The sequence below is a fragment of the Sphingopyxis sp. sgz302558 genome (assembly GCF_057220455.1).
Map to the genome: position 1 here is coordinate 968,833 of NZ_JBXPUZ010000001.1, position 17,168 is coordinate 986,000.

Consider the following 17,168-nt stretch of genomic DNA (forward strand, 5'->3'; position numbering starts at 1 on the left):
CCCCTCCCCATGACGTTGCTCGAACAGCTTGCACAGCATTTGCAGCGTCCCGTCAACGAAGATGTCCGGACAAGAGCGCGGCTGCATTTGCTCGACTGGCTCGCGTGCGTGGCGGGGGCGCGGGGATGGGGAAAGTCGCAAGCAATTCGAAAGATGCCGATCAAGCATGACGGCTATGCCATGTTGGGGAATGTGCTTGAAATGGATGACGTGCATCGCGCTGCGCTGCTTCATCCTGGCCCGGTCATTTGGGCGACAGTAGCCGCTTCCAGCTTCTACGACGGCAATCCGCTTCACGAAGCTTTGTGCGATGCAGTGGTCGGCTATGAGGCGATGATTGCAGTCGGCACCACATTCGACCAGCACCACTATTCTTTCTACCACCCGACTTCCACAGCCGGAGTTTTTGGCGTGGTCGCTGCCTTTGGTCGCTCATGGATGGTCAATGGGCAAATGGCGAACGCGCTGGCTTTGGGCGCTTCGGTAGCCGGTGGCTTGTGGCAAACGCGGCACAGTTCCAATCACGGAAAGCAGTGGCATGTCGCTAACGCCGTCGATTTGGGACAGCGCGCCTGCATTTTTTCGGGCGATGGGGTGACCGGCCCGCTCGACGTCCTCGAAGGCCCCCAAGGCCTCTACGCCGCCACGTGCCGCTCCCCCAAGCCGATGACCTTCACTGACCAGTGGCGCATTTTTGAGGTCAGCTTCAAACCCTGGGCCGCGTGCCGCCATGCGCATCCCGCGATCGACTGCGCGCTCGAACTGCGCGCGGCGGGCAAACTCAATGCGCCTTTCCATGTCGAAACCTACGCCGACGCCATCACCTTTTGCGACCGGCCAAATCCGGTGACCGAGGTTGACGCCAAATTCTCGCTCCAGCACGCAATCGCGGTCATCGCCGACGGGCGCAACGCGACCCCGGCGGACTTTACCCCCGAAGCCATCGCCGCGCTCGCCCCCTTGCGCGCCCAAGTGACCGTCGCCGAAGACCCCGCCATCACCGCCCGCTACCCCGCGCATTTCGGTGCGCGCGTGAACGGCCTCGAACTCACCGCCTGCCGCGGCGACCCCGAACGCCCGGTGGCCGAGGGTGACATCATTGCCAAAATGCACATGCTCGCAGGCTGGGGCGGGTTGCCAGCCGAAGAAGCCGATCGTGCGGTTGAGTTGGCGCTGCGCGGCGATGATGCGGGCGCGATCCATGCAATGCTGGGGGAGTGGTTGGCTTGACCCACACCCCAAAAGCTACTGGCACCATCCTCGATTTCGCCGCCGCGCCGCATGTGCTGCCGCCAGCGGTGCGCGCCGATGCGTTGCGGGTGCTGGCCGATACGCTGGCGGTGGGGGCAGCGGGCGCAGCGTCGGATCAGGCGGCAAAGGTGCGCGCTGCCCTATCCCCCCAACCCGTCTGTCCTGAGCTTGTCGAAGGACCGTCCTTTTCTTCTTCCACTGCTGAAGAAAAGAACAGCCCTTCGACAAGCTCAGGGCGGACGGGGTTGGGAAATGGCTTGGGATACGGGGACAAGGCCTTCCTCACCGGCTTCGCGATCCACTGCCTCGAATGGGACGCGGTGCACGAGGGCGCGGTGGTGCATGCGCTGTCGGTCGTCACCGCCGCGTTGCTGGAATCGTCGCACCGCGCCGGCGGATGCGATCCGGAAGAATTTCTCACCGCGCTGGCCGTCGGTGTCGATGTTGCCAGCGGACTTGGTATCGCCGCGACCGGCCCAATGCGCTTCTTCCGCCCCGCCACCGCCGGGGTGATCGGCGCGGCGCTCGCGGTCGCGCGGCTCGAAGGGCTGACCCGCGACCAAATGGCCGACGTCCTCGGCCTCGCTTACAGCTTCGCGGGCGGGACGATGCAGGCGCATCTGGAGGCGAGCATCGCGCTCCCCCTACAAATCGGCCGCGCGGCACAGGCGGCGGTGCAGGCAATCGGCCTGGCTAGCGCGGGGCTAAACGGCCCGCACGACGCGCTTGAGGGTCCGTTCGGCTACTCTGCCTTGATCGAACCGCTCGATCTGTCGCGCTACACCGCGACGCTGGGCCAAATCTGGCGCATCAGCGAGGTCAGCATCAAACCCTTTCCCAGTGGTAGGGCGAGTCACGGTGCGCTGGGGGCGCTGCAAGAAATGGCCTTGCCGCTTGACGAAGTCGACAGCATCGAGCTTTTCGCCCCGCCATTAATCCAGCGGCTTGTCGGGCGGCCATACCAGCCCGATGCGCCAATGAGCTACAACCGGCTCTGCCTTGCCTTTCTTGCGCCGTTGATGCTGCGTGACGGGCATATCAACCCGCACACATCCGATACGATTGCCAAACTTGCCGAAAAGGTGACGGTGACGCTCGACGACAATCCCGATGCCAACGCGCTGTCGCCGCAGCGACTCGTGGTGAGGCTCAAGGACGGCGCAGTCATCGAACGCCAGATTGGTGCCAACCTGGGCAGCCCCGACGCCCCCATGGCGCCCGAACAATATGCCGCCAAATACGCCTTATGCCGCGAACTTGCGCCGCACGCCGACCCGCGCATCTTCGACGACCCCCTTGCCTATGCCACGGACCCCAAATGACCCACCCCACCTATTTTGAATGCCTCGACATAAAGCAGATGCTGGCCGACTATCCCGTCGGCGATGCCTTCACCGCGCGCTACCGCAGCATCAGCCGTGACGAGCTGACCGCGTTGCAGGACGCCCGCTTCCGCAAGCTAATGGCGCGCGGGTGGGAAATCCCCTTCTACCAGCGGCTGTGGGGTGCGAAGGGCATCGAGCCTGGCGATATTCGCTCGCTCGCCGACATCAGCAAACTGCCGGTTTATGACAAAAGCGACCTGATGGCGTCGGTAAATGCCCACCCACCCTATGGCGATTTTGACGGGCGGGGCAGCGACCCGGTCGTTTTCCACACCACCAGCGGCACCACGGGCCGTCCTCAACCGCTGATGTTCGGGCCCAAGGGGCGCGAGATCACCAATCTGCTCGTCGGGCGCATGTATCGCTGGATGGGCTTGACCGGCGACGATGTCGTCCAGTCGGTCTATGGCCACGGCATGATCAACGGCGGCCATTATATCCGCGAGGCAGTGACGCATTTCACCAACGCGCTGTTCCTCAGTGCGGGTACGGGGATTGAGACGCGCAGCATTAATCAGGTCAATCTCCTCGCCGATTTCGGTGTTACCGTGATGGTCGGCTTCGTCGACTATATCCGCAAACTGGCGGAGGTCGCCGAGGCCGAGGGGATGTTTGATCGTATCAAGCTGAAAATGATCATCGGCCATCTGGGCACCGAAGACCGCGCCGCTACCGAGGCGGCATGGCATGGCGCGAAGGCTTATGACTGGTACGGCGTCGGCGACACCGGCTCAATCGCGGGCGAAGGGCCCGATCGCGACGGCCTCTACGTGTGGGAAGATGCCCAATATCTCGAACTGCTCGACGTCGACACGGGAAGGGCGGTCGCGCATGGCGACACCGGCGACATGGTCGTCACCTGTCTGTTCAAGGACGATATCGCGCCGTGCATCCGCTTCAACACCCATGACATCACGCACGAAATTGGTGGGCGCGGCGAGTTGGCGTTCAAACGCATCGCGGGGTTCAAGGGGCGCAGCGACAACATGGTCAAGCTGCGTGGCATCAACCTGTTCCCCCACGCGATCGGCGCGATCATCGAGAACCGCGCGGACCTGACCGGCGAATATGTGTGCCGGCTGGTCCGCGACCCGGTGACGCAGCGCGATGATATGACCGTGCTGATCGAAAGCCGCGGCGGCACCGATGCGAGCCAGCTGGCGGCACTGCTGCGGCAGGGGCTGAATGTCGAGGTAGTGGTGGAACTTTGTCCGCCTGGCGGTACGTCAGCGCTGACGCAGATTGATGTGCGGCAAAAGCCGATCCGGCTGATCGACGAGCGGGGACTGTGAAGGATTTCGACGCCCTACGCGCGGCCAATGCGCCGCTGAACGCCTTTGTCGATTTCGACGAGGGTGCAGCATTCCCGCAGCACGGCCCGCTCGCGGGGCTGACCGTCGGGGCCAAATCGAACATCATGGTCAAAGGTCTGCCATGGACCGGCGGCATGGGCCTTTATCGCAGCCGCGTTGCGACCCGCGATGCGCGCGTCGTCGAATTGCTGCGCGGCAATGGCGCAGCAATTATCGGCAGCCTCAACATGCACGAAGCCGCATTGGGCGCGACCACCGACAACGCCTTCTATGGCCGCACGCACAATCCGCACCGCTTTGGCTTCACCCCCGGCGGATCGTCGGGGGGCAGCGGCGCTGCCGTCGCGGCGGGGTTGTGCGACATTGCGCTGGGCACCGATACATTGGGCAGCGTGCGCATTCCGGCGGCTTACTGCGGCGTCTATGGCCTCAAACCCACGGCGGGCGCAGTCAGCGCCGATGGACTCGCTTTTCTCGATCCTTCGCTGGACAGCATTGGCCCGCTCGCAGCCTCGCTCGACAAGCTGGAGGCGGCATGGCGCGCGATGACCGACTGGCCGGGCGCTAGCGGCAATTTCCACTATATGCTCCTGCTCGACGATCTGGGCGGCGTCGAGGTGCAGCCGGCTGTTCGCGCAGCCTATGACCGTGCCTTGCACGCGGTGCCGCTCACCGGCGTCGGCTTCAGCCTGCCGTTCAACACCACCGAAATCCGCTGGGCGGGGCTGGCGAGTGCGGGGCGGTGGCTGATCAACGATCTTGGCAGCGAATATCGTCCCGACAATCCGGGCCTCTCGAAAGATCTGCTCTATTTGCTGGGCATTTGCGCCAAGACGCCGGAACGGCCGGATATTTTGACGCGCGTGCGCACCGAACTTACGGCCGCGCTCGGCACGGCGGGCGTGCTGCTGCTCCCCACCACGCCGCAGACGGCTTTCACCCACGACGGCAACGCCCCAGCCAGTCAGGCCGACTTCACCGGCATCGCCAATATTGCTGGCCTCCCTGCCATCGCCATTCCGGCGGGGTGGAGCGAGGACGGCCTGCCAGTCAGCGTCCAGCTGGTCGGCCCGGCGCACAGCGAATTGCGGCTGATCGCCCTCGCGCGCACCATCGACGATCAACTCAGGGCGTACCGCCGCCCCGCGAGCTTCGGATATTGAAGGGAGACACGCCATGCGCATCATCTGTCTGTTCAACTTGAAAGAAGGCGCGAGCGCCGAGGCCTATGAGGCCTGGGCACGCGGCACTGACATTCCGGGCGTCAACGCGCTGGGTTCGGTTCGGGCCTTCACCGTCCACCGCGCCACTGGCCTGTTCGGCAGCGATGCCAAGCCACCCTATGACTATATCGAGGTCATCGACATTCATGGCATGGACGCCTTTGTCGCCGATGTGACCGATCCCGAATTTCAAAAGGTCGCGGCGGCGTTCGGCGAGTTCACCAACAATCCGACCTTCATCCTGACCGAGGATTTGTGATGCGCTTTGCGGGCAAAACCATCGTCGTCACCGGCTCGGGCAAGCAAAAGGGGCTGGGGCAGGGCATCCTCCAGCGCTTCGCCGACGAAGGTGCGACCTGCGTTGTCTCGGACCTGACCATCGATGCTGAAGCCAAGGCAGTGGCGGACGAATTGCGCGCGCGCGGCGCGGCGGTGCATAGCATTCCCTGCGACGTGTCCGACGCCGCGCAATGCTCCGCGCTGGTCGAGCAAACGGTCGCTGCCACGGGCCGCCTTGATATTTTTGTCAACAACGCCGGCATCGGTTTCATGATGAAGCCGCTGCTGGAGGTCGATCCGCAGGACTGGGCGACGGTGATCGCAGTCAACCTGTCGGGTGCTTTTTATTGTACCCAAGCTGCCGCCAAGGCGATGATTGCGGCTGGCCACGGCGGGCGGATCATCAACATCGCCAGCCAAGCGGCCAAGACCGGCTTTCCGCACCTGCCCGCTTATGTGTCGTCGAAGCACGGCATGATCGGTTTGACGCGCGCCAGCGCCGTCGAACTCGGCGCGCATGGCATCACCGTCAACGCGGTCTGCCCCAACCATGTGACCACCGGGCTGGGCGCGCAGCAGAATGACTATTTCTCGAAATTGCTGGGGTTCGACAGCGTCGAGGCCTATCTCAACAATATGGCCGCTAAAAACCCGATGGGGCGTCCCGGGCTGCCATCGGACACGGCCGCGGCCTGCGCTTGGCTGGCTTCGGACGATGCCTTTTACGTGACCGGCGAGGCGCTGAATGTCAGCGGCGGGGAGGAAATGCACTGATGCAGCAGGAACGCATCGACTGGCCGAATGGTGCCAAAATGGCGCTGTCGGTCGTCGTCAATGTCGAGGAAGGCAGTGAACAGAGCATCGCGCGCGGTGACCGGGGGATGGAGCCGGTTGACGAGCTCGGCATCTTCATCAAGGCGCCGATCCGCAACTATGCCAACGAGAGCAACTATCTTTATGGCATAAAGGCGGGTGCGCCACGCATCGTCAAATTGCTGCGCGAATTCGACATTAAAGCGAGCTGGACCGTCGCCGCGCTCAGCCTTGAAAATCATCCCGAAATCGCGCGTGCGATTGTTGACCTTGGCCATGAACCCGTGAGCCACGGCTGGCGCTGGGTCCATCAGTTCAAGTTTGACGAAGTGCAGGAACGCGAATTCATCCGCAAAGCCGTCTCCAGCATCGAGGCGACCTGCGGGGTGCGCCCCTATGGCTGGCTGTCGCGCTATATGCTCACCGACAACACCCGCCGCTTGCTGATCGAGGAGGGCTTCACCTACCATATGGATGATTATTCGGGCGATGTGCCTTTCTGGGATCGCGATACGGTGCCCGGTAAACCGATGGTCATCGTCCCCTATCAGCTCGACAACAATGACATGAAAATGTGGACCGACCCGGCGATGACCCCCGAACAATGGCTCGCTTATGCAAAGCGCAACTTTGATCAGGTGTATTGCGAGGGCGTGGAAGGCAACCCGAAGATGATGAGCCTTGGCCTCCATCTGCGGATCATTGGCCGCCCGGGCCGCATCTGGGCGCTTGAGGAGTTTTTCCGCCACGTCCGCGCGCACGACGGGGTGTGGGTGACCACGCGGCGCGCGATTGCCGAGCATTTTGCGGGCACGCATCCAGCATGACCCTCTCGCTAACCACCTGCGGTCCTATCGCGCGCCTCGCGATCAACCGCCCCGACAAGCGAAACGCTTTCAACCAGGCGATGTGGGACGCACTGCCCGCCCTGATCACACAAGCCGTCGCCGATCCCGCGGTGCGGCTCATCATCCTGCAATCGGGCGCCGACGGCATTTTCTGCGCGGGCGCCGACATTGGCGAATTGCTCGCCAACAAGGACGATGCCGCCTGGCGCGCCGCCAATCAGACCGCGATCAACCGCGCCCAGCACGTCCTCGCGCGCGCCGCCAAACCGACCATGGCCTTCATTGACGGGGACTGTGTCGGCGGCGGCTGCGGGCTGGCGCTGGCGTGCGACATCCGCATCGCCACGCCGCGCGCGCGGCTGGGGATTACCCCGGCGAAACTGGGTCTTGTCTATCCGCTGCACGATACCAAGTTGCTCGTCGATCTGGTTGGACCGGGACAGGCCAAACGCATGCTTTTCACCGGCGCATTGCTGGACGCAGATGAGGCGCTTCGGATTGGGCTGGTCGATGTGATCGGTGATGGTCCCAATGAAATGGCTGACAATATTGCCGCCGCCTCGCCGCACAGCTGCCGCGAAATAAAAGTCTTTGTCCGGCGGATATTGGATGGTCAGGTCGATGACGATGGCGACACGCTGGCTGTGTTTGCGCAGGCCTTCACCGGTCCAGATTTTCTGGAAGGGACGCAGGCGTTTGTGCAGAAGCGCAAGCCGGAGTTCAAAACATGACCATCCCCCATGGCACCATCATCGGGGGCCTTGTCACCACGCCCGATCTCGACGCCGCGCTTGCCGATTACCGCGGAACCTTGGGACTGACCCTGATCGAACAGGGCGCGCTCACTGCCGAACTTGCCGCTAGCTGGGGCTGCCCCGCCAACGCGGGCGCACCGATGGCGGTGCTGCAACCTGGCAGCGGCGCACCCTGTTTCCTGCGGCTGGTTGAACAAGCGATGCCGGCCGATTTCCGCCCCACGCGCACCTTTGGCTGGGCCGCTTATGAATTCAGCGTGCAGGACGTCTATGGCTGGCCCGATCGCCTTGCGGGCAGCGGCTTTGAAATCGTTGGCCCGCCCAAGGAGATTGAAGGCCTGCCCTATTTCATCCCCATGCAGGTCACCGGGCGCGGGCGCGAAATGCTCTATTTGAACGAAGTGCGCGAAAACACGCCCTCGTCTGACCTGCCCAAGGCGACCTCGCCGGTCGACAAAATCTTCATCTGTATCCTCGCGACCCCCGATCTGCCCGGCACCGTCGCTTGGTATATGCAAACCTTGGCGCTGGACGAAGGCGGTACCTACACCATCGAATATACGATGCTGAACAAGGCGTTCGCGCTGCCCGGCGGCACCCAGCACACGCTGACCATGGTGCAGGCCGGTCGCACGCCTATCGCCGAGGTTGACGCCTATCCCGCCGCAGCCACGCAGCGCGTGCACCCGCCGGGCACGCTGCCGCCGGGCAATGCTCTGGTGACGCTGGCGGTTGATAAGCTCGATCGGCCGGGTCTCGACTGGATTGTGCCGCCGGTGGTGCGCCAAGGCCCGCTCTACGGCGGCCGCCGCGTCGGCACGCTGCGCGGGCCGGCGGGCGAGCTGCTGGAATTGGTGGAAGTAGGGTAACTGCCCTTTCCCCCTTACCCGTCTGTCCCGAGCTTGTCGAAGGACTGTTCTTTCCTTCGATGGTGATCAGAAAAGGACAGCCCTTCGACAAGCTCAGGGGTAGGCGGAGTTTTTAGTGCGTTTTCAAACCACCAACACTGTCGATCCCTGTGTCTTGCGCCCTTCCAGATCGGCATGCGCCTGCGCGGCATCCTTCAGCGCATAGCGCTGGCCAATGGTCACACTCAGCACGCCTGAGCGGATGAGCTGCCACATCCTTGCCACACCCGCCGATCGTTCAGCGGCTTCGGCATAATAATCGAACAGCGTCGGGCGGGTATTATAAAGCGACCCTTTCTGGGCCAAAATGCCCAGATTCACGCCGCCGACCGGCGCGTCAGCATTGCCATAATTGACGATCAATCCCCGACGACCCGTCGAATCGAGACTGGCTTCCCATGTGGCCATGCCAACGCCGTCAAAGGTCACGCGCACACCTTTGCCATCGGTCAGTTCGCGCACCCGCGGCGCAACCGGCTCGCTAGTGTACAGGATGATATGGTCCGCCCCGGCGCCGCGCGCGGCCTCGGCTTTGGCCTCGGTGCTGACGGTGCCGATCACCGTCGCGCCAACATGCTTCAACCATTGTACCAGCAGCAATCCGACCCCGCCTGCGGCCGCGTGGACCAGCACCGGCCACCCCGCCTCGACGCGCGCGCAGCGCTCGACCAGAAATTCGGTTGTGCATGCCTTCAGCAGCGCCGCCGCCGCGACTTCGTCGCTGATGTCGTCGGGGGTTGCGAACAGCATCGCCGCGGGGATGTTGCGCGCAGCCGCATAGGCGCCGATCAGCGGACCAAAGGTGCAGACACGCTGGCCGACGGCGAAGTCAGTCACGCCCTCGCCAATGGCCTCGACGATGCCCGCTGCCTCCATTCCCAGCCCGCTTGGCAAGGCGATCGGATAGATGCCGCGCCGGTGATAGGTGTCGATGAAGTTCAGGCCTACGGCCGTGCTCCGCATCCGGACCTCGCCCGGTCCGGGCGAGGGCAGGTCGACCTCGTCCCATTCGATCACCTCGGGGCCGCCATGGGCGGTGATGCGCGCCGTCAATGTCATAAATGATACCCTTTCATGCGCCGCTGATTGGCGGTGCTTCGACCAACAGAAGCTGCACCTCGGCTATGCCTTCGCGTAACGTCTTCGCTTCGGCATATTCGGGCGAGTGCCAAAAGGCGAGCGCGGCGTCTCGGTCGGGCCACTCGCTGATAACCACCGATGCTGCGTCGCCGAAATCGCCTTCCAGCAGCTGCGCACCGGGGGCACGCAGCACGTATTTGCCGCCAAATTGCGCGACCAGTTTTGCGGCTGTGGGGGCATAGCCCGCCATAAACGCCGCGCGATCGGAAACCTGGGCGGTGATGATCATATAGGCTGGCATAAGACGCTTCCTGAGTGTGGCGGCATGTGGGCGCTTATCCATCTGTGTTGCGATTATGCGACACTGGCAACCGCTCATCGGTACGGCGCAGAATTTGTCTGGACAAATTTGACGCAAAGTGGATGGTGGCACAAGCAGCTTTGTAACAGTCTTGCCAACCTTGGGGGGTTTGAATGAAATTTTCTGTCAAAATGGCCGCGCTGATGGTCACCGCTTTGACGCCGGTTGCGGCATTTGCGCAGGACGCGACAGAGAGCGAGGGGCCGCTCGCCGAAATCGTGGTCACCGCGCGCAAGACGGCGGAATCGCTGTCCGATGCGCCCGTGTCGGTATCCGTCGTCGGCGCGCAGCAGATTGAGCAGCTGGGGCTCAATTCGATCGACGATTTCGCCCGCAATGCCACGGGCATCAGCTTCAGCCAGGCCTTTGGCCGTTCGACCGACCGCCCGGTGATCCGCGGCCAATCCAACGTGCTCGCCGGGGTGCAGGCGGGGGTGGAAACCGGCGCTGCCTATTTCGTCGATGGCATTTACTATCAGGGCGATATTCAGGGGTTTGACCCCAACGCCATCGAGCGCGTGGAAATTATCAAAGGGCCGCAATCGGCGCTCTATGGCCGCAACACCTATGCCGGCGCGATCAACTATATCACCAAGGATCCGAGCGACGAGATTGAAGTGTCGGGCCGCGCCCGCCTTGCTGAATATGCCGAGCGCGAAGCGGCGGCATCGATCAGCGGTCCGCTTTTCGGTGACATTCTGGGCTTCCGTGCGGGCGCGCGCTATTATGAATATGGCGGTCAATATCGCAATCAGCTCACGGGCAAACGCGTCGGTGACGAAGAATCGGCATCGGCCTATCTGACGCTTCAGCTCGAACCCTCGGACCAGCTCAAGCTGCGCACCCGCATCAGCTGGCAGCGCGATGATGATGGCCCGCTGCCTTTGTTCCTGCAGGGTGCGGTTGATAACAATTGCAAACCAGGCTTCCGTTCGGCTCGCTTCCGCACGGGTTCGCCCTTTGTGCCGCTGTCACCGGCGACCTTGGTGTCGACCAACAACAATCAATTTTATTGCGGGGTGATCCGGCCACAGCCAAATGGTGTTCGGTTGAACACCGAAGGGCTGAACATCAATCCGACGCTGGGTTTGCGCGACGGCACCGCCTTTGACGGGGTGCGCAACACGCAAACCTCGGTCAACAATATCTTCGACTGGGATATTGGGGGTTCGGGCTGGGTATTCCACGCCGCCGTCGGCTGGCGCGACAATGTCAATCTGTTCGGCACCGACAGCGACCATAGCGACGCCTTTGTCTATTTCGCCGGAACCGCAGCTTCGACGCTGGGCACCGAACCGGCCTTTGCTAATACCAACCGCGACGATCAGGAGGATCTGAGCGTCGAGGCCCGGATCAGCAGCCCGCGCGACAAACCCATCCGCATTCTCGCCGGCGGTTACTTCTTCAAACAGAAATTCCAGTCGGTCGACATCACCTTTGGCAGCGGCACCGCCGGCCTCGCGCTGGGCACCAACACCTCGCAATATGCCACCATCGAAAACCAGGCGGTGTTCGGCATGGTCGAATGGGACATCACCGACCAGCTCAACATCACCGCCGAGGTGCGCCACGCCGAGGAGACCAAAACGACCATTGACCGCGCCAGCGCGGCGGTGGCGGCTGGCGTTGCAACGGGCATTTTCTGCGCCGGCGAATCCGGCCGGATCGCCCAGTTCAGCGGCGGCCTTCCCGCCGGAACCACGGTCCCCTGCCAAGCCGCTGGAAAATTCACCGGCACCGATCCGCGCATCACAATAAATTATACCACCGACGGGGGTATGCTGATTTACGGCGTGTTCGCTACCGGTCGCAAACCGGGCGGCTTCAATGGCACTGCCGGGGTCACCGCGACGCAGCAGACGGGTCAGGATTTCATCAATTACTTGCCCGAAAAGTCAAAGGGCGGCGAAATCGGCGTGAAGTTCGACGCGCTCGACCGCCGCGTACGCGTGGCCCTGACGGGCTTTTACAATGAACTCACCAATGTCCAGCTGACGTCGGCCATTCCCAACCCCAATGGCACGGGCGCACTGACCTCGGTCGTCACCACGTCGGGTGATGCCGAAACCAAAGGGTTTGAACTCGAACTCACCGCCGCACCGGTTGACGACCTTACGCTCAATCTGGGCGTCTCCTATGTCGACGCCAAATTCACGCGCGGCTGCGATGCGGATGAATTCATCCTCAATTCGGGCGGGCTGCGGCCCAATTTCGACACGCGCAATCCGACCCCGGCGGGGCTCGCGCTGTGCAACATCGAAGGCCGCCGCCTGCCGCTGGGCAGCCCCTGGCTGGTCAACGGCACCGCCAACTGGGAAGCCGACACCGGCATGGGGGGCATCAAGGCCTTTGCCATCGGTAACTTCAGCTACGAAGCATCCAAATATGTCCAGGTCGACAATCTGGCGGAAACCGGCGACACCTTCTTGGTCAACGCGCGCCTTGGTTTCCGGCACGACAATTGGTCGGTCGCGCTGTTCGGCCGCAACCTGACCGACGAAGATTCGATCACGCTGGCGACGCGCTGGTTCGACCTGCGCTATGGCGCGGGCACCACCGGCCTGCCGCCGGCCGCCGGTGTTACCTTCGATGGTCGCCCGGCGCAGATCGAAACGGGCAGCCCGCGCGGCTTCTTTGCCAATCTGCGCAAGGGCCGGACCTTCGGCATCGAAGGCACGTTCAACTTCTGAACGGCAACATTGGTGAAACTAAGAAGGGGGGCTGGGCGACCGGCCCCCTTTTTTCTTTGCGGCCCATGAACTGCAATTTCGTCGTCCCGGACTTGATCCGGGACAACAAACTACCGTGCGCTCGTTGTCCCGGATCAAGTCCGGGACGACGATGACGGGGGTTCTAGGTGGCCCGTGCCATGATGTGTTCGGCGGCCCGTAGCCCGCTTTCGAGCGCACCTTCCATCCCTGAACTGGCCTGCGCCAGGTGCTCGCCCGCGAAATGCAGGCGCGACCCCACATGCCGCGTCGCGGCGGCCAAGGTCGCGGCCTGGCCGGTACCGATATGATGATAGATACCGCGCGCCCCGCTTTGTTTCTGCCAACTGAAAAGGCGCTCAACCTTCAGCTTGCCCTTGGCGGCGGGGCGCATCGCCTCGATCCGCGCAATAATGGTCGCGCTGGCGGCAGCGGGGCTCATCCGGTCGAGCAGGTCGGCGCCTGCGCCCACAGTCCACAGCTTCAGCATCGGCGGGTCGTCGCCCAGCACAAAGACGCGCCCGATCAGCGGATCATCGGTCCACAAAGTTTCGGGCGCGCCATCCTCCTTCCAAAAGGGTGTCGTCGCCGACAGATAGGCAAAACTGGCACGCGTATAGGCAAGGCTAGGGATCAGCGTCGCGATGCTCGGCGCGAGTGGGCCCATCACTGGCGTCTCGCGCAGCGCCGCAAAGGGGATGGTGCACAGCACCTGGCGCGCGCGCAGTTTCAGGCGGTTGGTCCACACACTGACGCCGTCGGCCTCTTCCGAAATCGCGACGACGCGGTTGTCGAACAGCACGGCGGTATCGAGCGACTTCCACATCGCTTGCGGAAGCGCTTGCGACCCGCCGCCGATGGTTGCGGTCGGCCCCGGTCCGGCGCGGAAAATCGCAATGGTGCGCGCGATCGACAGCGCCGACATGCCCGCCAGCGTGTTGCCGTTCACATTGGCCTCGATCAGCCGCAGCGCCTCTTCACTCGCGCCATGCTCGCGCAAAGCGGCGGCGTAGCTGACGTCCCACGCGCGAGGCGCGTCGAGCCAAGCTTCGGGCGACGCCAATTGGGGCAAGGCCCGCGCATGGTGCATGGCCAGCGCCAGCGGTAGCACGCCGCGCTCGCCCTCGCCCAGCCGGTTCGCGGGCGACGTCGCCCAGTCGGCTGCGCGCACCGTCTGGCCGCTGATGTGGAACAGTGCGCTGCGGCTTTCCGCCGCCCCCGCGCCCGCGCCGCCACCTTCGATAATTGGCACTTTCAGCGTGTCGGCAATGCCGCGCAGCAGCTTATACCCGCGCCCGACCTGAATCCCCCCCGCCTCGGGCGCGCCGGGCAAGTCCTTCAGCGTGTGCAGCCGACCGCCAACGCGCCCTTCGCCCTCGACGATCATGCATTTGAGGCCGGCATCTTCCAGCCGTTTCGTCGCCGCCAGCCCCGCCAGCCCCGCGCCAATGATAATGACATCATGGCTGGTGCGTCCCCAGGCTCGGCGCGGCGCGGCTCCGGCCAGGATCGCGGCGCTGCCGCCCCCGGCCAGAAACCCGCGCCGCGTCGGCGTCATGGCGTCAATGCCCCGTTGCAGGCTTCTCGCCCGACTTTGCCCGCTCGGCATCGACCATCTTCTTGAACACCGTCCAGGTCGTTTCGTTCGGCCGCGCATCATCGCCGGGCGGGGGCGTCGTATAGGCGGGATAGTTGAGCGCGATTTCGTCCTTCAGCACCTTGGGCAGCTCGTCAAAGCTCTTCAGCTTGTTGCCCATCGCGTTGAACACCATCTGCCCCTGGCGGCCGCGCATCTTCATCCACGGCATCCAGTCCGAAATGCGCACCCAGCTGACGATTGGATAGGCCGTCGGGTTCTTGGTGTTCAGGATTTCCTCGGCATCATAGGCGAAATCGAAAATTTCCATCGCGTGATATTTGCCGCCGACATAGTCCTGATACTCGCCCGCCAGCACATTGTGGTAAAACAGCGGTGCCTCGAACGGCGCGAAAATCCAGCGTCCCTCACGGCGACCGCGGAACTGGTACGGGCTGCCATCGGCACCATAGGCGAATTGCGGGCGCTGGTTCACCGGATCATTGGCGATGTGCATCACATTCACCTTCTCGCCGGTCCAGGGATTGTCCCAGGTGCGCAGCACTTCGCCGGTCTTGGGGTCGAGGTAGAGCATGATCTCGCGGCTCACCAGCCGCCATCCCTTGCCGCGCTTGGGATCCTCGATGGTCACACAGGTGCGGATGTTCATCCCCTCGCCCTTGAACAACAGGCGGTCGGGTTCGCCGGTAACGCGCGAATAGACATTGCCCGCCCAGTGATAGACGGCGGGCACGCCATCGGCCGCGCCGCACTGCGCACGCTTGGCCACCTCCAGTGCATCTTCGGGCTTGCTTACATCAAGCATGCGCGGCTTTTCCTTGGCTTGCGCGGCCCCGGCGATGGCCAATGCGGCCACGGTCAACATCAAACGCTTCATTCCATTTTCTCCCTCATCCGCGAAAACTGGCGGCGGCCACCGCCGATGATTGCTCCATCCCGTCGATGCCGCAGCTGGCCTGCATCCAGCGCAGATTCATGCCCACGCGCGCCGCTCCGGGGTCGGCCCAGGCATAGCTTTCCGCGCTGTCTGGCTTGTCAGTGCGGTGGANCCTGCATCCAGCGCAGATTCATGCCCACGCGCGCCGCTCCGGGGTCGGCCCAGGCATAGCTTTCCGCGCTGTCTGGCTTGTCAGTGCGGTGGACATACAGGACGATGCTGGGCTTGTTACGATTGGGCGTGCCGTCGGCATTGTTGGGCCACACAACATTGCGCATGCGGATGACCAGCGGCTGCGTGTCGGCCACATCATCGCCGACCAGCGCGCGCCCACCTTGATCGTGCAATTTCACATTCTGCACAAAGTGCCAGTCGGGCGCCCCGTCGGCCTTGGGCTTGTCCTTTAGTATCGCAACCCAGCAGGTCACAGGCCGGGCGCGGCGCAGCTCATATTTCAGGCCACTGGCACCCTGCGCCGTAAAGGCCGCGATGTCGCGCTCCTTGGCAAAATACAGCGACCGCGTCGCTTCCTCGAGCATTGCGCTGTCGGCGCTGGTCGGCGCGCCAAAGGCGTCCATGGCGGCCACCGCCACCTCGTCCTTGCCCCCCGGATATTTTTCGACCTTCAGATAGACCAGGTTCGGCGCGTCGCGCTTCGCCTCCTTGGCGAAATACACCTGCTCTTCGTTCGAATAGATCAGCGTGGCGGCGGCGGGGGCGTCCTGTGCGCCGAGCGGCGTTGCCAAGGCAAGCAGGGATAATCCGGCTAAAGCAGATATCTGGCGCAACCCACTTCCCCCGCTTTCGTCGTGCTGAACTTGTTTCAGCACAACGGGCCATCGCTCGGTATCCTGAAACTAGTTCAGGATGACGATGCCTTTGGCAAGGAGCTAACCTACCCTACCGCGAATCGCAAGTTGTCCGGACAAATCAGCTGCGTTAGGACCTCGTCATGCTCCGTTACCTGCTCACTATACTTGCGCTGCTCCTCACCGCCCCCGCATTGGCACAGGATGACCCCGACGGCCGCACCGTCCTCGCGCGCGCGACCGAGGCGCATGGCGGCGAACGCTGGGCGCAGGTGCGCACGCTGGAACTCCACGGCAGCGCGGTGTTCTGGGGCAAAAGCGGTGCCGCGCCCACTTCCGCGCCCGACAGCTATGTCATGCACCGCGCATTCGATCCCGATCGCACCGCCGCGCACGGGGCAGAGGGCAAGCTGCGCATCGAAGTCACCGACAAGGGCCGGTCCGTTTTCACGGTCGGGTTCGATGGCGAAACCACATGGAACGACAAGGGTGTCGTCCCCAAGGCCGAGGCCGACGCCTATTGGGCCAGCAATTTCGGCTTCGGCATCATCCGCCACGCGCTGAAACCCGGCTTTACCGCCACCCGCCTCGCCGACAGCAATGTCGATGGCCACCCCGTCTATATGGTGCGCCTGACCGATCCGGCGGGCAGCGACAGCCTTTTCGGCATCGACCAGAAGACCTCCGCCGTCCGTATGGTTGGATTCGCCACCCCGCGCGGCTGGCATGTACGCACTTACGACAATTTCTTCCGGCCCGCCGAAGCGCCCTGGTGGCTCCAGGCGGGCAAGGTCACACTCACCTATAACGGCCTCAAGCAGAACGAGATTCACTGGCGCCAAGTGAAAGTGAACCAGCCCATCGACGACAAACTCTTCGCGCCGCCCTTTCCCTGACGCCA

At 63.4% G+C, this 17,168-nt stretch carries 15 protein-coding genes; 11 read left to right on the forward strand and 4 right to left on the reverse strand.

The window, feature by feature from the left end:
* Window positions 1-9: 9 nt before the first annotated feature.
* From AC2TC0_RS04850 to AC2TC0_RS04890, 9 genes are read left to right on the forward strand one after another with little or no spacing between them, the layout of a single operon-like run.
* Complete coding sequence (locus tag AC2TC0_RS04850; RefSeq protein WP_484716349.1) at window positions 10-1,230, forward strand: MmgE/PrpD family protein; 1,221 nt, start codon at window positions 10-12, stop codon at window positions 1,228-1,230.
* Window positions 1,227-2,573 carry an MmgE/PrpD family protein gene (locus AC2TC0_RS04855; protein WP_484716350.1) on the forward strand — a complete coding sequence of 449 codons (1,347 nt, stop codon included), beginning with the start codon at window positions 1,227-1,229 and terminating at the stop codon, window positions 2,571-2,573. Before AC2TC0_RS04850 ends, AC2TC0_RS04855 begins: the two co-directional genes overlap by 4 nt.
* Complete coding sequence (locus AC2TC0_RS04860) at window positions 2,570-3,928, forward strand: phenylacetate--CoA ligase family protein (RefSeq protein ID WP_484716351.1); 1,359 nt, start codon at window positions 2,570-2,572, stop codon at window positions 3,926-3,928. The genes AC2TC0_RS04855 and AC2TC0_RS04860 overlap by 4 nt, the downstream gene beginning before the upstream one ends.
* Window positions 3,925-5,112, forward strand: a complete 1,188-nt coding sequence (locus AC2TC0_RS04865) for an amidase (protein WP_484716352.1) — start codon at window positions 3,925-3,927, stop codon at window positions 5,110-5,112. The genes AC2TC0_RS04860 and AC2TC0_RS04865 overlap by 4 nt, the downstream gene beginning before the upstream one ends.
* Before the next feature lie 13 nt (window positions 5,113-5,125).
* Entirely contained in the window at window positions 5,126-5,431 is a 306-nt protein-coding gene (locus AC2TC0_RS04870; protein WP_484716353.1) for an REDY-like protein HapK, read from the forward strand.
* Window positions 5,431-6,225 (forward strand): SDR family NAD(P)-dependent oxidoreductase, encoded by a 795-nt coding sequence (locus AC2TC0_RS04875; protein WP_484716354.1) that lies wholly within the window; start codon window positions 5,431-5,433, stop codon window positions 6,223-6,225. Before AC2TC0_RS04870 ends, AC2TC0_RS04875 begins: the two co-directional genes overlap by 1 nt.
* Window positions 6,225-7,091, forward strand: a complete 867-nt coding sequence (locus AC2TC0_RS04880) for a polysaccharide deacetylase family protein (protein ID WP_484716355.1) — start codon at window positions 6,225-6,227, stop codon at window positions 7,089-7,091. The genes AC2TC0_RS04875 and AC2TC0_RS04880 overlap by 1 nt, the downstream gene beginning before the upstream one ends.
* Complete coding sequence (locus AC2TC0_RS04885) at window positions 7,088-7,843, forward strand: enoyl-CoA hydratase/isomerase family protein (RefSeq protein WP_484716356.1); 756 nt, start codon at window positions 7,088-7,090, stop codon at window positions 7,841-7,843. Before AC2TC0_RS04880 ends, AC2TC0_RS04885 begins: the two co-directional genes overlap by 4 nt.
* The gene (locus AC2TC0_RS04890) at window positions 7,840-8,736 is read left to right on the forward strand and encodes a VOC family protein (RefSeq protein ID WP_484716357.1); all 897 of its coding nucleotides are present in this window, start codon (window positions 7,840-7,842) and stop codon (window positions 8,734-8,736) included. The genes AC2TC0_RS04885 and AC2TC0_RS04890 overlap by 4 nt, the downstream gene beginning before the upstream one ends.
* Window positions 8,737-8,859: 123 nt before the next feature.
* Here AC2TC0_RS04890 and AC2TC0_RS04895 read toward each other — a convergent pair whose 3' ends face one another.
* Window positions 8,860-9,834: a quinone oxidoreductase family protein gene (locus AC2TC0_RS04895; protein ID WP_484716358.1), complete on the reverse strand. Its 975-nt coding sequence runs from the start codon at window positions 9,832-9,834 to the stop codon at window positions 8,860-8,862.
* Between the two features lie 13 nt (window positions 9,835-9,847).
* Window positions 9,848-10,144: a DUF1330 domain-containing protein gene (locus AC2TC0_RS04900; protein WP_484716359.1), complete on the reverse strand. Its 297-nt coding sequence runs from the start codon at window positions 10,142-10,144 to the stop codon at window positions 9,848-9,850.
* 185 nt (window positions 10,145-10,329) lie between these two features.
* Between AC2TC0_RS04900 and AC2TC0_RS04905 the strand changes: the two genes are divergently transcribed.
* Entirely contained in the window at window positions 10,330-12,906 is a 2,577-nt protein-coding gene (locus AC2TC0_RS04905) for a TonB-dependent receptor (protein WP_484716360.1), read from the forward strand.
* Between the two features lie 163 nt (window positions 12,907-13,069).
* Here AC2TC0_RS04905 and AC2TC0_RS04910 read toward each other — a convergent pair whose 3' ends face one another.
* On the reverse strand, window positions 13,070-14,482 hold the full coding sequence (locus tag AC2TC0_RS04910; RefSeq protein ID WP_484716361.1) for a flavin monoamine oxidase family protein: 1,413 nt from the start codon (window positions 14,480-14,482) through the stop codon (window positions 13,070-13,072).
* Window positions 14,483-14,486: 4 nt separating this feature from the next.
* The gene (locus AC2TC0_RS04915; protein ID WP_484716362.1) at window positions 14,487-15,398 is read right to left on the reverse strand and encodes a DUF1838 family protein; all 912 of its coding nucleotides are present in this window, start codon (window positions 15,396-15,398) and stop codon (window positions 14,487-14,489) included.
* A gap of 1,012 nt (window positions 15,399-16,410) precedes the next feature.
* Here AC2TC0_RS04915 and AC2TC0_RS04920 point away from each other — a divergent pair.
* Complete coding sequence (locus AC2TC0_RS04920) at window positions 16,411-17,163, forward strand: hypothetical protein (RefSeq protein WP_484716363.1); 753 nt, start codon at window positions 16,411-16,413, stop codon at window positions 17,161-17,163.
* Window positions 17,164-17,168 lie beyond the last annotated feature (5 nt).

Bases quoted from the DNA above. Each gene is read 5' to 3' on its own strand.
- AC2TC0_RS04885 (WP_484716356.1), top strand. From the start codon at position 7,088: ATGACCCTCTCGCTAACCACCTGCGGTCCTATCGCGCGCCTCGCGATC.
- AC2TC0_RS04915 (WP_484716362.1), bottom strand. From the start codon at position 15,398: ATGAAGCGTTTGATGTTGACCGTGGCCGCATTGGCCATCGCCGGGGCC.
- AC2TC0_RS04910 (WP_484716361.1), bottom strand. From the start codon at position 14,482: ATGACGCCGACGCGGCGCGGGTTTCTGGCCGGGGGCGGCAGCGCCGCG.
- AC2TC0_RS04895 (WP_484716358.1), bottom strand. From the start codon at position 9,834: ATGACATTGACGGCGCGCATCACCGCCCATGGCGGCCCCGAGGTGATC.
- AC2TC0_RS04905 (WP_484716360.1), top strand. From the start codon at position 10,330: ATGAAATTTTCTGTCAAAATGGCCGCGCTGATGGTCACCGCTTTGACG.
- AC2TC0_RS04890 (WP_484716357.1), top strand. From the start codon at position 7,840: ATGACCATCCCCCATGGCACCATCATCGGGGGCCTTGTCACCACGCCC.
- AC2TC0_RS04850 (WP_484716349.1), top strand. From the start codon at position 10: ATGACGTTGCTCGAACAGCTTGCACAGCATTTGCAGCGTCCCGTCAAC.
- AC2TC0_RS04920 (WP_484716363.1), top strand. From the start codon at position 16,411: ATGCTCCGTTACCTGCTCACTATACTTGCGCTGCTCCTCACCGCCCCC.
- AC2TC0_RS04880 (WP_484716355.1), top strand. From the start codon at position 6,225: ATGCAGCAGGAACGCATCGACTGGCCGAATGGTGCCAAAATGGCGCTG.
- AC2TC0_RS04870 (WP_484716353.1), top strand. From the start codon at position 5,126: ATGCGCATCATCTGTCTGTTCAACTTGAAAGAAGGCGCGAGCGCCGAG.
- AC2TC0_RS04900 (WP_484716359.1), bottom strand. From the start codon at position 10,144: ATGATCATCACCGCCCAGGTTTCCGATCGCGCGGCGTTTATGGCGGGC.
- AC2TC0_RS04875 (WP_484716354.1), top strand. From the start codon at position 5,431: ATGCGCTTTGCGGGCAAAACCATCGTCGTCACCGGCTCGGGCAAGCAA.
- AC2TC0_RS04860 (WP_484716351.1), top strand. From the start codon at position 2,570: ATGACCCACCCCACCTATTTTGAATGCCTCGACATAAAGCAGATGCTG.